The sequence below is a fragment of the Acinetobacter sp. YH12142 genome (assembly GCF_013418435.1).
In the GTDB taxonomy this organism is placed as follows: Bacteria; Pseudomonadota; Gammaproteobacteria; order Pseudomonadales; family Moraxellaceae; genus Acinetobacter; species Acinetobacter amyesii.
The window spans coordinates 83,095-98,407 of sequence record NZ_VPCB01000006.1; the positions used below are offsets into that span (position 1 = coordinate 83,095).

15 protein-coding genes are annotated in these 15,313 nt (G+C 41.6%); 5 read left to right on the forward strand and 10 right to left on the reverse strand.

Annotated elements, in window-relative coordinates:
• The first annotated feature begins 196 nt into the window (after window positions 1-196).
• The gene (locus FTU77_RS06180; RefSeq protein ID WP_078193116.1) at window positions 197-1,078 is read left to right on the forward strand and encodes a metal-dependent hydrolase; all 882 of its coding nucleotides are present in this window, start codon (window positions 197-199) and stop codon (window positions 1,076-1,078) included.
• A gap of 117 nt (window positions 1,079-1,195) precedes the next feature.
• Window positions 1,196-1,654: a ribosomal protein S18-alanine N-acetyltransferase gene (gene rimI / locus FTU77_RS06185; protein ID WP_180008207.1), complete on the forward strand. Its 459-nt coding sequence runs from the start codon at window positions 1,196-1,198 to the stop codon at window positions 1,652-1,654.
• A gap of 85 nt (window positions 1,655-1,739) precedes the next feature.
• Here the strand turns inward: rimI and FTU77_RS06190 are convergent, their stop codons facing one another.
• The 3 genes from FTU77_RS06190 to trxB form a co-directional block, all read right to left on the reverse strand.
• On the reverse strand, window positions 1,740-2,555 hold the full coding sequence (locus FTU77_RS06190) for an arginyltransferase (protein WP_078190044.1): 816 nt from the start codon (window positions 2,553-2,555) through the stop codon (window positions 1,740-1,742).
• Between the two features lie 21 nt (window positions 2,556-2,576).
• On the reverse strand, window positions 2,577-3,308 hold the full coding sequence (gene aat, locus FTU77_RS06195) for a leucyl/phenylalanyl-tRNA--protein transferase (protein ID WP_180026551.1): 732 nt from the start codon (window positions 3,306-3,308) through the stop codon (window positions 2,577-2,579).
• A 110-nt stretch (window positions 3,309-3,418) separates the two neighbouring features.
• Window positions 3,419-4,372, reverse strand: coding sequence for a thioredoxin-disulfide reductase (gene trxB / locus FTU77_RS06200; RefSeq protein ID WP_180026552.1), 954 nt, complete (start codon window positions 4,370-4,372; stop codon window positions 3,419-3,421).
• A gap of 253 nt (window positions 4,373-4,625) precedes the next feature.
• Between trxB and FTU77_RS06205 the strand changes: the two genes are divergently transcribed.
• Entirely contained in the window at window positions 4,626-7,739 is a 3,114-nt protein-coding gene (locus FTU77_RS06205) for a DNA translocase FtsK (RefSeq protein WP_180055306.1), read from the forward strand.
• 43 nt (window positions 7,740-7,782) lie between these two features.
• Here FTU77_RS06205 and FTU77_RS06210 read toward each other — a convergent pair whose 3' ends face one another.
• Window positions 7,783-8,679 (reverse strand): LysR family transcriptional regulator, encoded by an 897-nt coding sequence (locus tag FTU77_RS06210; protein ID WP_180055391.1) that lies wholly within the window; start codon window positions 8,677-8,679, stop codon window positions 7,783-7,785.
• Window positions 8,680-8,783: 104 nt separating this feature from the next.
• Between FTU77_RS06210 and FTU77_RS06215 the strand changes: the two genes are divergently transcribed.
• Window positions 8,784-9,686, forward strand: coding sequence for an AEC family transporter (locus FTU77_RS06215; RefSeq protein WP_180026554.1), 903 nt, complete (start codon window positions 8,784-8,786; stop codon window positions 9,684-9,686).
• A gap of 81 nt (window positions 9,687-9,767) precedes the next feature.
• Here the strand turns inward: FTU77_RS06215 and FTU77_RS06220 are convergent, their stop codons facing one another.
• The 6 genes from FTU77_RS06220 to FTU77_RS06245 form a co-directional block, all read right to left on the reverse strand.
• The gene (locus FTU77_RS06220) at window positions 9,768-10,055 is read right to left on the reverse strand and encodes a PA4642 family protein (protein ID WP_067766167.1); all 288 of its coding nucleotides are present in this window, start codon (window positions 10,053-10,055) and stop codon (window positions 9,768-9,770) included.
• A gap of 288 nt (window positions 10,056-10,343) precedes the next feature.
• Window positions 10,344-10,616: a cell division topological specificity factor MinE gene (gene minE, locus FTU77_RS06225; protein ID WP_078190039.1), complete on the reverse strand. Its 273-nt coding sequence runs from the start codon at window positions 10,614-10,616 to the stop codon at window positions 10,344-10,346.
• A 2-nt stretch (window positions 10,617-10,618) separates the two neighbouring features.
• Window positions 10,619-11,431: a septum site-determining protein MinD gene (minD, locus tag FTU77_RS06230; protein WP_067670152.1), complete on the reverse strand. Its 813-nt coding sequence runs from the start codon at window positions 11,429-11,431 to the stop codon at window positions 10,619-10,621.
• A gap of 65 nt (window positions 11,432-11,496) precedes the next feature.
• The gene (minC, locus tag FTU77_RS06235) at window positions 11,497-12,216 is read right to left on the reverse strand and encodes a septum site-determining protein MinC (RefSeq protein ID WP_078193110.1); all 720 of its coding nucleotides are present in this window, start codon (window positions 12,214-12,216) and stop codon (window positions 11,497-11,499) included.
• Between the two features lie 125 nt (window positions 12,217-12,341).
• Window positions 12,342-13,406, reverse strand: a complete 1,065-nt coding sequence (locus tag FTU77_RS06240; protein ID WP_373683471.1) for a preprotein translocase subunit SecA — start codon at window positions 13,404-13,406, stop codon at window positions 12,342-12,344.
• A 15-nt stretch (window positions 13,407-13,421) separates the two neighbouring features.
• Window positions 13,422-14,345 (reverse strand): acyltransferase, encoded by a 924-nt coding sequence (locus FTU77_RS06245; protein ID WP_168379082.1) that lies wholly within the window; start codon window positions 14,343-14,345, stop codon window positions 13,422-13,424.
• 247 nt (window positions 14,346-14,592) lie between these two features.
• Between FTU77_RS06245 and FTU77_RS06250 the strand changes: the two genes are divergently transcribed.
• On the forward strand, window positions 14,593-15,225 hold the full coding sequence (locus FTU77_RS06250; RefSeq protein WP_168379081.1) for an OmpA family protein: 633 nt from the start codon (window positions 14,593-14,595) through the stop codon (window positions 15,223-15,225).
• The last annotated feature ends 88 nt before the right edge of the window (window positions 15,226-15,313 follow it).

The window sequence follows — 15,313 nt, forward strand, 5'->3', positions numbered from 1 at the left end:
AGCGCCTCTTTGAGGCGCTTTTTTTTATGTTTATTCAATGTGATAGGGAAATTGTCTGACAATATTTTTTAAAGCTGTCCTTTAGTGATAATTCACTGTCCTTAACTGAAATAATTACGCGTCAATAAAACCGTAATATGAACTCAAGAAAACCAATAAAAGTTTGAGTATTTCATAACTCAAAAAGGAGTTAGGCATGAACGCTAAAGTAAAGATTACTAATCGAGCAGGTGCAAGTTTCCCTGTACGCCGCATGAATTTTGATTTTGATGCGGTACCAGAGTACTGGATGAACGGCTCAGCTGGTTTGACACATTTTATGACCGCATTATCTGCTTTATTTCCCGCGGGTGAAATGTTCTTTATTGATAGTGTGCGTGCAGTACGTAAACATCCCGCGATCGCAAATAATGAAGCCCTACAAAAAGAAATTAGTGCTTTCATTGGTCAGGAAGCCATGCATACGCAAGAGCATGAAGGTTTCAATGCCTCTGCACAAAAATACGGTCATGATGTCGAAACGCTTGATAAGGCAACGGGTCGAGTTATCCAAGGTGTGCGAAAAGTTTTTGCACGTATTGGTAAACCTGTTGGTATCACTCAAGAAATGGTAGATCTTACCGCAACTACGGCACTTGAGCATTTCACTGCAACCATCGCTTCACAGTTATTGGTTAACCCACATATTCAAGCTTTAATGACAGATGAAACCATGAAAAATATGTGGTTGTGGCATGCGATTGAAGAAAATGAACATAAAGCCGTGGCTTATGATGTTTTTGAAGGTGTCTTTGGTCAGGGAATTAAGGCCTACGCACTCCGAACAGGCTCATTGATTGGCGCAATGGTGACTTTATTCTTCGTACAAAGCTACTTTGTTGCTCGTTTATTAAAAGAAGATAACAAGCTTAATTTTGAAGCATTAAAAGATATTTATACCTATGGTTATAGCCCTTCAAAAGGCATCATCACTGGTATGGGTAAAGAAATGCTGATGTATTTTAAACCAGGTTTTCACCCGAATGATTTAGATACTTCAGGTTTGTTAAAAACGTGGAAAGCATATTTGGGTCTCTAATCACAGCGCTGTGGTGACTTTTTGAGAAGGGCGATGTAAATCGCTCTTTTTTTTATTCAACTTTAGAAGCAAACTTTTTATAATGCGCATACCCTAGCTATAGAAAGATAAACGAAGATGATTCGTTTGATGCAAGACGCTGATGTACAGCAGGTTTACGATATCGAGCGCCGCGTACAAAGCCATCCTTGGACCTTAAAACAATTTCAAGAATCGATTGCTGCCTATCAAAGTACGGTGATTGAGCGACAAGGAAAAGTTGTAGGTTTTTGCATTTTACAACCCGTTTTAGATGAAGCAAATTTATTGTTAATGGCGATCGATCCGAGCCAGCAAGGCAAAGGATTAGGTTTTCAATTACTCGATGAATCTATTGCCTTACTCAAAAATAACCCCATTCAAATCTTCTTAGAAGTGCGAGAAGGTAATCAACCAGCGATCCGTTTATATGAAAAAGCGGATTTTCATCAAATCGATTTGCGAAAGAATTATTATCCAAATGCTGATGGAACTCGTGAGCACGCCATTATTATGGTGAAAGCTTGTAGTGATGATTTTGCAGCTTTATTTAAATAAAAGCGGTGAAGCGTCATCAGATTTAAAGAAAGCATTCGTGAATAAACGAATGCTTTTTTATTGAAGATCTTTTGTTTGATCCCGTTTATTTAATAATAGGATTATTCCAACCGGAAGGTAAGGTGGTCATCAGGGAATCCCCCAGTTGGCTAATTTCTTCTTGGGTCAGTGGTCGATTGAGTCGACGCCATTGTCCATCAAGCAGAAGTTCCAGTGGAATGTACTGAGATTTATAATTCATTTTTTGCGAATCTGGCACCCAATAGCCCAAGTAGACATATTGCAATCCAAGCTTTTGTGCATGCTCGATTTGTTTCAGAATGGCAAAAGTCCCTAGTGAGCGACGGCTTTCATCAGGATCAAAAAAGGTATATACCGCTGAAATACCATCATCGAGTGGATCACAGGTAGATACACTGATTAGTTGCTCATCCAACCATAGCTCTAAAAAGAAACTGTCAGTGCAGCTATTAATTAAAAATTTTTCAAATTGATCTTGGCTAGGTGGGTACATATCACCATCAGCATGCCGTTCATTGATATAGCGTTCGTACAGGGCATAATGCTTTGCATCGGCATCTTGAGGACGGCTAATTTTCACCGTTAAATCTTGATTCCGTTTCCACGCTTTTTTTTGCACGCTGTTCATTTGAAATTCATGAACAGGAACGCGAGAGGACAAACATTGGCGACAAAGATGACATTCAGGGCGGTAGACAAAATCCCCACTACGACGAAAACCCATGCGGGAAAGTTCAGATAACGTGACCACATCAATACGATGGACAGGATCAAGAAAGACCATCCGAGCAGATTTATTTTCTAAGTAGCTACAATCATGCGGAGGCGTGATGTAGTACTGTAATTCGTTCAACAGGGACTTCGGTTGATAGGAATTCATCGTAATATCCCTCTTTTATTGTCATGCGCTGAGACTTGCCCATTGCGCTATTGTTTTACTTGAAAATACACTGTCCTGATACTTTTTCCAATCGATAGAGGGTTGTTTAACAACATCTTGTAACGAATTAAGGTATTGTTGGCGAGAAAGTGTACTCGCACCTAAGCTTAAGAGGTGATCGTTGACCAATTGGCAATCAATCCATGGCAACTGATTCTCTTGCCCGATGAGCATTAAGGTGTAAAACGCCATTTTAGAGACATCTGTTCGTGTACTAAACATAGACTCGCCAAAGCAGCCATGGCCAATATTGACGCCATAGAGTCCTCCGACAACGGTCTCATTTTCCCAAACTTCAATGCTATAAGCATAGCCTGCTTCAAACAGCGCAGAATATCCCTGAATAATATCTTCTGAAATCCATGTTTCATTGGCATAACTACGTGGCAATGAACATGAGCGAATCATAGTTTCAAACGCATGATTAATGGTGATCTTATAGTCCATTTTTTTCATGCTGCGTAATAACGATTTGCTTGGATGATAGTCCTGCGGTCGAATAATGCAGCGGGGTTCAGGACACCACCAGCAAATCGGATCACCTTCACTAAACCACGGGAAAAGACCATGGCTATAGGCTTCAAACAATGTAGAAGGAGAGAGGTCAGCACCGATGCAAATTAAGCCTTCACCATCAGGATCGCATTCAGCTGGATCGGGGAAAGTAAATTCAGAAGGAGGGAGTATCGGCATGCCAAGCTTCTTATTGAGTTACACGGATTTTTATCATACATAAAAAAGCCGACCATCAGGTCGGCTAATTTTTAAAACTGTTTAGCTAAGCAAATGACTTAAGCAAAAGATTATTCACCGAGTGCATCAAGGTATTTTTCAGCATCGAGTGCAGCCATACAGCCTGAACCTGCAGAAGTAATGGCTTGACGGTAAATGCTGTCGGCAATATCACCCGCAGCAAATACACCCGGAATAGACGTTTGTGTTGCATTACCCGCAGTTCCGCTTTGAACTTGGATGTAGCCATCACGTAGGTTCAATTGACCATCAAAAATACCGCTGTTTGGTTTGTGACCAATCGCCACAAACATTCCAGTGACATCAACATTTTGAGTTGAATCATCTAGCGTAGATTTAATACGTACAGAAGTCACACCGGTGTTATCGCCAATGACTTCATCCACTTGGTGATTCCAAATAATACTGATTTTACCTTCTTTTTCTTTTGCAAAAAGATGATCTTGCAGAATTTTCTCTGAACGTAAAGTGTCACGACGGTGTACAAGAGTGACATGAGAAGCAATGTTTGAAAGATACAGCGCTTCTTCCACAGCAGTATTACCGCCGCCGACAACCATAACTTTTTGGTTTTTGTAGAAGAACCCGTCACATGTTGCACATGCACTCACGCCTTGACCCATGAAAGCAGCTTCTGATTCAAGACCTAAATATTGTGCAGTTGCACCTGTACAAATAATCAATGCATCACAAGTAAACTCTTCCATATCGCCTTTAAGCACGAACGGACGAACATTGAGATCTACTTCGTTGATATGGTCATACACAATTTCTGTGCCAAAACGTTCAGCATGCGCTTGCATTTGTTCCATTAGGGCAGGGCCTGTTAAACCTTCTGCACCACCTGGCCAGTTGTCTACTTCTGTCGTTGTAGTCAATTGACCGCCTAATTGAATACCTGCGATGAGTGTCGGTTTCAGGTTTGCACGGGCAGCGTATACCGCAGCGCTATAACCTGCAGGACCAGAACCTAAAATAATTAGACGTGAGTGACGAGCGCTCATCCGTAGAATCCTTTTTTTATATGATAATTTGTGGAATTATACGTCAAAGTTTGAAACGATTGTGTGAGATTAAAGTCGATATTATTGATCATCGAAATCGTTTTGAGCTATATAGAATAAAGTTAACAACTATACTTAAATTATCTTGCATCTTTTTTATTGAACAGGTGCATAATAACAGGTTTAGATTCAGCCCATTTTTGTTGTGGGTAATGACAAAAACATTCATGAAGAATTGGTTACAGGAACGTATATGACAGCGGTGTCGGGTGCATATGCACAGCGCTTAATAATGACATTATTCCTTGTTTCATTTGGGATATATCTGTTCCTTGCAACAGTCACATATACGCCATTTGATCCGGGATGGATGCATTTATCCAGTGATACTCAGCAAGTTTCAAATGCCAGCGGCGTCGCAGGTGCATGGATAGCTGACTTACTCTATGGATTTTTAGGTTGGGCAAGTCTGCTGATACCTGTCTATTTATTTCTCGAAGCAATTCAAGTGTGGTGGCCACGTAGTTTTCTAAACCGTCCATTTCGCTATGCCGCTCAGTTCTTTATTTTACTGGCAACTTCAAGTTTACTTTTCCTGTTTTGGAATGTCCCTGAAGATACTTTAGAAAATGCATCGGGCGGGATCATTGGCTATGAACTGGGTCAAAGTCTTGAACAAATATTAACGGTCTATGGTGCAGCAATATTTCTTATTGCATTTTGGATCATGTTGTTCACTTTGGCCTTTGGCATTAAGTGGAATAAGACATGGGCAACCATGAAATCCACACCAGCTTATCTGCAAGATTTGTTCTATCGTAATGTCCCTGAAGGCGATACCGCTTTTGACCGTACAGTGCCAACGACTAAAAAAGAGAGTGCTGCTGCGCATGCATCAAAAGTGGTTGCACCAGTAACACCAGCCGATGAACATCATGCGGTCGATGTCGATCCTGTGGTACGTGATCGCGTCGCTGAACGTTTATTTGATGATATTGCCGATAAAGAATGGGCAGACAAAGAATGGAACGCACAACATTCATCTGCAGTCGACTTGGCAGAGACTGCTACACCATCTGATGAAGATTTTGAACATACCTTGGCGAAAGTGCATCAGCTTGAACAAGATCAACAACGTGTTGTTGCAACAGGTGAAGTTTGGCGCGCATTACATTCCAATGATGACCAACGCCACAAACAAGATATTGATGCTTTACTGAAAGCTGCAGAAGAAGAGCAGCCTGCCAATCAAACTGAATATTTCAACAAAACAGCAGATGTGCATTCGACTTCTCCGACAGAAGCGGTGACAGCGGCTAAAAAATCAGTAGATTGGGATGATGATGAGATCTTTGATGAGCTGTTAGCGGCTGTCCCGAATAGTAAAACAGCGACGGATGTACATAGCCCATTTAATACAGCGCAAAGTGAAAGTCCTGCAACGCATTCAAATGACTTTGCTACAGGTGCTGCTGCCACACTTGCAGGTTTAGGTGTAGCTGCTGCACAGATTACACCGCTGACCACACAAAAAAATATCAGTGCTGAAACTGAATTTAATGATCTCGATGATTTGCTGGTTGAAGAAGCAGAGCGAGCGATAGAACAGGCGCAGCCGGTTCGTACAACCAGTAGTTACGCGCAATCTACGCCTTTGGTTCGTGCTGAAATCAATACGCAGCCGCAGACTTTTGTATCTGATGATGAAAAAGCCTTAATCAGCTCGAATAAAGATGCTTTCCGTGAAGTGTGGCAAGAAACGGCGGGCAAACCTGAAGACATCGATTTAGATCTCGAAGATGATTTTGACTTTGATGCTCCTTTAACCGATGCCTCTGGTCGTCCAATGTCACGTGCGATGCAAGTGGCACAAAAACGCTTGGATTTACCGACTTTGCCGGGCTTGGAAATCTTAGATCCGGTTGATCCGAACAAGAAAGTCAATTTCACTGCAGAGCAATTGTCTCGCTTGTCTGAACTTTTAGAAATTAAACTGCAAGAGTTTAATGTCAAAGCCAAAGTTGTAGAGGCACAGCCGGGACCAGTCGTAACACGTTTTGAACTTGATTTAGCACCTGGTGTGAAAGCGTCGAAAGTGACCAATATTTCACGTGACTTGGCACGTTCGATGTCTATGGCCTCTGTACGTGTGGTGGAAGTCATTCCGGGTAAACCGTATATCGGGATTGAAGTCCCAAATAGTTCACGTGAAATGGTTCGTCTTATTGAGCTGTTAGAAACGCCGGCATACCGTGATCCAAATGCCTTACTTAGTATGGCGATGGGTAAAGATATTTCAGGTAATCCTGTCTTGGCCGATTTGGCGAAAGCGCCGCATATGTTGGTGGCAGGTACTACGGGTTCTGGTAAGTCAGTCGCAGTCAATGCCATGTTGTTGTCGATGTTGTTGAAATACACACCTGAGCAACTGCGTCTCATTATGATTGACCCGAAACAGTTGGAACTTGCCAACTATAACGATATTCCACATTTGTTAACGCCTGTTGTAACTGACATGAAAGATGCGGTGAGTGCATTGAACTGGTGTGTGAATGAAATGGAGCGTCGTTATAAGCTGATGTCTTTGATGAAAGTACGTAAGCTGACTGACTTTAACCGCAAAATTGAAGAAGCAATGGCTAATGGTGAAGATCTCATTGATCCAACTTGGAAGCCAGATGACTCAGCAACGCAAAGTCGTGCGCCACGTTTACAGCCTATGCCGTTGATCGTAATTGTTGCCGACGAATTTGCCGACATGATCATGCAAGTGGGTAAAAAAGCTGAAGAAATGATTACCCGTCTTGCACAAAAATCACGTGCAGCAGGGATTCATTTGCTGTTGGCGACTCAGCGTCCAACCGTAGATGTAGTGACAGGTTTGATCAAAGCCAATATTCCAACGCGTGCTGCGCTACGTGTGAACAGTAAACTGGATTCACGTACTATCTTAGACGCTGGTGGTGCGGAAGACTTACTGGGCCATGGTGATATGTTATTCCTCGGACCGGGGAAAATTGAACCTGAACGGGTACATGGCGCGTTTATTTCAGACGATGAAGTGAACCGTATTTGTGATGCATGGCGTGAGCGCGGTGAACCGAATTATGTCGATGAAATCCTCACGCCTTATGATGAAGAGCCGACATCTCGCGGTTTTGAAGATGGTGATGGTGGATCAGACCGTGATGCGCTGTATGATCAATGTGTTAGTTTCGTTTTGGAAACACGTAAAGCATCGACCTCATCTTTACAGCGTAAATTCAGTCTCGGCTATAACCGTGCAGCACGGATTATTGATCAGATGGAAGAAAATGGCATCGTCAGTGGGATGGGGCCAAATGGCAAACGAGATATCTTGGTCTAAGTCCTAAAACAAAAAACCTGCTTCGGCAGGTTTTTTTTTATTTTTAGATTGAGAACTCATCTTGGTAGAACATGGACTGGGCCAATTCGATAAAGGCTTTGCAGGCAGGGCTCATGAGTTTTTGATTTTTTACGGCGAGTCCAATTTGCCGTTGGGTATTTGGAAAGAGTGGACGTTTGACCACATGTGGATGCAATGCCAACAGCTCAGCAGGCATCGCCATATCTGCAACGATAGCAATCCCTTCCTGTAAATTCACCATATTTAAAATGGTTAACAGTTGCGACATTTGATAGGTGATTTTAGGTTGTATGTAGTGTTGTTTAAGCAGTTTTTCGACATGGGACTGGCTGCCCGCACGGGTCATAATAAAGGGGTAATTTTGCAGGTCTTGGATATTTAAATGACTGTGTTTGGAAACTGAATAACTATCTGGAATCAAGGCAATGAAAATGTCTTGAATTAACGGGAAGGTGAACAGCTGCGGCTTAGGGAGTACGGCAAAACCCACATCAATCTGACGTTCAGAAATCCAACGAGACACTTCTGCATCGGTACCTTCTTCGACATAGATCTCAATGTGCGGATAGCGCTCTCTATATGCCTTTAATAGCTCTGGAAGCAGATGAATCGAACTAGAAGAACCAAAAGAGCCAATTCTCAACGTTCCTTGTTGAATACCATGTGCGGCATGCACTTCTTGTTGCATGATTTGTGCCGTATTGATGATTTCTTTGGCATGCAGTAATAACTGCTGACCAATATGAGTCAGGCTAATTTCGCCTTGTTCACGGCTAAATAAGCTGACATTCCAATGTTGCTCTAAACACTTTAGGGTATGAGAGACAGCTGACTGAGTAATTCCCAGCTGTCGAGCAGCGAGAGTAAAGCTTTGTTGTTCTGCGACTTTAATAAAAATTTCAAGCTGAAAAAATGTCATTGCCATGAGTAATTACTCATTTTGTTATGAGTCTAGATGAGGATTATATTGTGCTACATAAATGGTTAAAGATGAAATAGCTACTTTATTTCAAGGCGTACAGCATGAATATCGTCGTCGCATTGTTTCCCCTCGTTGCATTAATCGCGATGGGCTATGTGCTTAAATACACACAGTTTGTTCAGGATGAATTTTGGGCAAATTCAGAAAAACTTAATTACTACGTTTTATTTCCTGTGCTGCTATTTTTGAATGTATCAGCCGTGCAATTGGATATGAACACTGTTTCACGAATGTTGACAGTACTGGTTGCGGGCACCTGTTTGATCAGCATCGTGTTGTGGGGGATCAAGCAGTTTATGCATATCCCCGTGCAGCGTTTTGGCGTGTATATCCAAAGTCATATTCGTTTTAATACCTATATTGGCTTGTCATTAATGGGGGCGCTGTTTGGCTCAGAAGGCATGCAAATGTTTGCGATGTTGATTGCTGTGGCTGTTCCTTTGGTGAATATCATTTCTGTCCTGTCTTTTTCCAATATCAGCGTTAAACAGCTTGGACAAACCTGTATTTCTATCGCGAAAAATCCGCTCATTCTAGGTTGTGTAGTCGGTGTTCTATTTAATTTATCAGGTCTCACCTTATTTAATGGTTTACCCGAGCTGCTAAAAATATTGGCGGCAATGAGTTTACCTTTGGGTTTATTGTCTGTGGGAGCGGCATTACAGTTTCAGCAAATGCGCGCCGATCTACGTCGTTTAAGTTTAAATACGATAGGGCGTCTCATGTTAATGCCATGTATTGCTTATCTATTGAGTACATGGATGGGTTTGACTGATTTTGAGCGGATGATTTTAGTGGTCTTTTTTGCTTTACCAACTGCATCATCGTCTTATATTTTGACACGCTATTATCGGGGCGATTCACAACTGATGGCGGCGATTATTAGTGTACAAACCATTGGTTTTGGCTTGATGTTTCCATTGCTCATGTTGATCGTGCATTGATCATGATGATATTCAATAACGCCGATTTTAAATCTGATAAAAAAAGCCCGCATCATGCGGGCTTTTTTTTGTTACTCGAAATTAAGCAAATTTTGCCAATACTTCGAGGAAACCTGCGCTTTGACGTGGGTATTGAGCAATCACGTCATGAATACGCTGACCTTCAGGATTAGTTGCGTTCACATCACGGCCATCGGCAACGAATTGAGTCAAAAGACGCTCATAGTCATTTGGACGCATATGTTTGAAAGCATGGTAAAGCACGTGAAAGTCGCCATTCACTCCTTCAGGAGGAAGCTGAGTAAGGTAGGCAAATACACGCTCATCTGACCATTCTTCGTTGAACGTTGCTGGCTGAGATAATGCCATCGCAATCTCCTTGCTGGTTTAAAAATACAAAAAGGCAAAAATGAGTACGCAAGTAAAATGGTTTTATTCGCCATCTCTAAGTTAAGCGACTCATTTTATGGTTGGATCAAAAGTTATTTTTTTTATCCCGTTTACTCGAAGCAAAGCTTTTGATCTAACAAAGGAATAAAACTAATCGAGCCCACTCGAAGCAAAGCTTCTCATCTTGCGGCTGGGTAAAGCAGCGCTTTACTGATCCAGCCTCACATTTTGCCTTGATTCAATTTACTTGGCTAATCAGAATTCAGATTAACGTTCTTCAGGCAAATTGATATTCATTTCAAGCATTTCAATATTCGCTTCAGAACGAACAGACATTTGAATATGTTGCTCATCTACACCACGAACATAGCGGTTTACTACTTGCATGATTTCTTTTTTCATCATGTCAATCTTGTCTTGGCTAAGGCGTTTACCTAGACCATTTTCAGATGCCACGATGACTTTTAAACGGTCTTTTGCCGTTTGTGCGCTTGACGGTTTCTCGTCGCTGCTAAAAAGTTTGCTCCAGAATCCTGCCATGATTACGCTCCAAATAGACGTGCTAACCAACCCTTAGGTTTTACCGTAATATGACGGTAAGGGCGCTCTTCACCAAGGAAACGTGCAACAAGGTCATCATACGCTTGGCCAGCCGCTTCTTCTGTAAACAGAATCACTGGTTTACCTTCGTTTGATGCTTGTAGAACGCTTTTACATTCAGGAATAACACCTAAAGTCGGTACGCGTAAAATATCTTTTGAAATGTCATCAATCGTCAACATCTCTTGTTTATCCGCACGTTCTGGATTGAAACGTGTAATACAGAGATGCTTACGGATACGACCTTCGTTTTGTTCTACTTTTTTGGTTTTGCTGTCGAGCATACCAATAATACGGTCAGAGTCACGTACCGAAGAAATTTCTGGGTTCGTCACAATGATCGCTTCATCAGCATGATACATTGCTAAAATTGCACCACGTTCGATACCCGCAGGTGAGTCACAAATAATGTAATCGAACTCTTGAGAAAGTTCGTCCATCACACGTGCTACACCTTCATCTGTTAACGCGTCTTTATCACGTGTTTGAGATGCTGGCAAAATGTAGAGATTTTCAATATCTTTATCGCGAATAAGCGCTTGTTGTAATCGAGCTTCGTTATTCAATACGTTTACAAAGTCATATACAACGCGGCGTTCACAGCCCATGATCAAGTCAAGGTTACGTAAACCCACATCAAAGTCGATCACAACAGTTTTGTGGCCGCGAAGGGCTAAACCTGTTGCAAAAGATGCGCTTGTAGTTGTTTTACCTACGCCACCTTTACCTGATGTTACGACAACAATTTTCGCCACCGAATCCACTCCTGTTATGGTTTAAATCCCCTTTTTTAATTAGGGGTTTGGTGATTATTTATACATTAAAATTGCAAAGCTTCAAATACTAGCTCTTGCTGGTCATTCAAATAAATATGTACTGGCTGTTTGACCACATGAGGTGGAATGTCATCAGCGACACAGTAAGTCCCTGCAATTGAAACCAATTCAGCTTCTAATGAATGGCAGAAAATACGTGCAGCCGTGTTCCCACCAGCTCCGGCAATGACTCTACCACGAGCACTACCATAAATATGTATATTTCCTGAAGCAATTACTTCTGAACCGCTATTAATACCAGCATTAATAATGATATCGCCATGGTCTTGGACTAAACATTGACCTGTACGCAAGATTTCATTGTGATACGACGTAGCATGACGAATGGTCGGTACTTCGACTGCAGCAATTTTATCTTCGGTTTTTTCTTCTGCAGGCGCGGGTTCTTCAACCACTTGTTCGCGTGTCGGTTTAACTTGTTGTAGTTTGCGATCCGCAGGAACTACGGGAAATTGGATAGCACGTGCTTGGTCCGATAGCGGACCTTCAGTGACACCAATCGGTTGAATTTCAATACTAATAAGTAGTTGAATCAGTGCAATTAGTTCTTGATCAACCGTACTTTCAATCACGGCTAATGTTCCGGGTGGAAAAGCCTTTTGGAACATTGGAGTAAGTTGCTGGCGGATCGCATCATGATCATTGGTATCGAGGTGAATGCGAATCGCATTGACCATTTTGCCTTTTATCCGTATATCAGCCATATTGAATCCTTGAGACTTCTAACTATTACTTTTGTGCCGAAGTAGTTATGTTGTAAATAGAGCAAATCCTAGAACAATTTGCATGAATACTCTAGCGGAGTTCGCAATTATTTTTGACTAAGTGTTTATTCTGTAGCTTGGTCCTGTTCCTGCATAATCTGCTGCCACTGTTTTACTTTCACTTGCTTACGAATAGCCTCTAGACTTTCAAAAACCGCAGAGCGAACCAACTCATCCAGCTGGACATTATTTTCGATTTCAATACGGCTAACACGCTGTGAAATGTCTAAATATAGATTGGGTTTTTGAGCCGTCGATGTATTGGGATAAGCCAATGGGGAAATTAAACCTTGGGTAATATTTTCACCCAAACGTTGCCCGATACTTTGAATCTGCTGTTCAATGCGGCTGCCAACGATTGGCACTAAGCGCAATAGCTGCGTGAGTTCTGGAGTGTCTTCGATGGCCTGACTGACGATTTGTCCGACATTTTTGGCGATCAATTCACGTTCAGTACGTAGCTCTTTGCTTAAATTTTCTTGCAAAATCTCAGCTAAAACTTGGGTGAACATCTCACGGTGATGCTGCACAAGATTACTAATTAGGTCTTTATGGGTTGTACTGGTATTGAGCTCATGCTTAACACCATCTAACACGGTAAGTACCACACGATCTGACAGTTCTTCCATCACGACTCGATAGTAGAACAATGCCTTTTTCTGCCATGCAGAAGGCACGATTTGATAGCCCATTTCATACAGTCGATAAGCAATAATGCCCGCACGAAATAAACGCAGGAAACGTAAATGCGGCACAATAGCTAAAATTTCGTACCAATGTATAAACGGGAAGAAGAACCAGCGCTGATGGTGCTTGTTGATGATGGCAATCGCCCAGCGCACCAACAATTCTACAATCAAAAAGATAATGAACCACGCTTCGGTAGTAATCACCCATGGATGTAAATGTTCACGGTAAAAACTCAGCACATCGGGCAGGTGGATACTGTTAAAGAACCAACTGCCAAGATTGCTCATGAGGAAAAAGTTCATGCACAGGCAGAACAAGTTAAAAACAATAATAAACACCATGAATATGTCATAAATCAAAAACAGTTTGAATGACCAACTGTTTGGATTGACATGATGATATTTAGATTTCTTGTTTTGCGGCATGCTGTTCTGCGACATAAAACTTCTTCTTAATTATTCAGTAACTGAGTATTTAGCTTTCATACGAGTAATGAGTTGGTCTTTCTCCGTCCACAGCTCATCTACCCAATGCTGAAATTTTTCACGGAATTCTGCATCATCTTCATAGTTGCCGCCATGCACCCACGTTGGAATTTCAATTTTACGTAAATCCACGGCGATACGCGGAACTTCACCGAGCCAAAATTCGCCATAACCTGGTGCACCATTTGGATAGACGATGGTCATATCTACGAGAGCATCAACTTGATCCCCTAAAATATTGAGTGCCAGTGCTAAACCACCCGCTTTCGGCTTAAGAAGGTTTTGATACGGTGATTGCTGCTGCACATGTTTTTCAGGGGTAAAGCGAGTGCCTTCCAAATAGTTCAGCAGGGTAAAAGGCTGGCTCAATAACTGTTCACAAGATTTACGCGCTTCTTCCATATCTCGATATTTAAGTTCAGGATTTTTCGCGATTTGTTCTTTGCTGTGTCGTTTCATCATTGGAAAGCCTAAAATTTTAAAAGCTTGTCCAACAAATGGAATGAAAATGAGTTCCCATTTGGTGAAGAAACGCGTCAGTGGCATACGGGTTAAACCAAAATATTGGTTAACTGTTGTATCGACCCAACTCTGATGGTTACAGGTCATGAGATAGCGACCATGCAAATTTAAGTCGAGGCCTTCATCGATGGTGATATCCCATTTTGTGTTGGGTAAAACGTGATCAATTAACCAGTTATTGACCGTGAGCCAACTGTTGGTAATTTTTATGTTGGTTTCATCAACCTTTTTTGATTTTTTAAAGAGTTTGGTTAGACCCAGTGCTAAAACAGGAGGGCCATGGAAAAAAGTACTGCCTGTCATAATAGAACCGACGGTAAGTCCTTTGCTAATTTTTTTTAGTGTCGGTTGCTTATTTGTTTGAGATGACATATAAAAAGTCCTAGCGGAAATTGTCCAAATAATGATTTATTCTAATAAATATAGTTCGAGTTGATTAAATAAAAAAGGGCATCTGCAGAACTGTGAAGAAATTGTGATGGAATTAACAAATAAATCTCGTATTCATATTACAAATTGTAACTAAACGTTTTATTATTAACAAAAAATCAATGGTTCAGCCATTTGTTTTACTTCATCATTTCAACCATACAACAAAACACAAAGAAGGAGGCATGCAATGCGTGCACTAGTAATTTCGGCAGTAGTTGGGGCAATGGCACTTACTGGTTGTCAAAACATGGAATATGACAAAGCAGCAATCGGTACTGGTCTAGGTGCTCTTTTAGGCGCTGGTATTGCTTATTCTAATGCTGATAAAGACAAAATGGGTCAAGCAGCTGCAATTGGTGCTGTAGTTGGTGGTGGTGCAGGTCTTCTTCTTGATAAGAAAGAAAAACGTCTTAAACAAGAATTGGCTGGTACTGGTGTTGACGTAGGTCGTAATCCAGATGGTTCGATCAACCTTGTTATGCCATCAGTAACTTTCGCAACTAACTCTTCAACTATTCAATCTCAGTTCCAATCTGCGTTGAATGACGTTGCTAAAGTATTGCGTGAAGACGGTACTGCAAACAAACTTGCAATCGTTGTACACGGTCACACAGATAACACAGGTTCTGATGCGATCAACAACCCACTTTCTCAAAACCGTGCAAACTCAGTGAAAAACTACCTAGCGTCTCAAGGTATTTCTTCAACTCGTATTACTGCACGTGGTTACGGTTCAACTTCTCCAGTAGCGGATAACTCAACTGCTGCAGGTCGTGAACAAAACCGTCGCGTAGAAATCTCAGTTTACGAAACTAAATAAGTTTTAGTTCGAAACGAAAGGCCACCCTCGGGTGGCTTTTTTTATGGCATTTTTAATGACCGATAAAATACATTTTGCATTAGGCAAG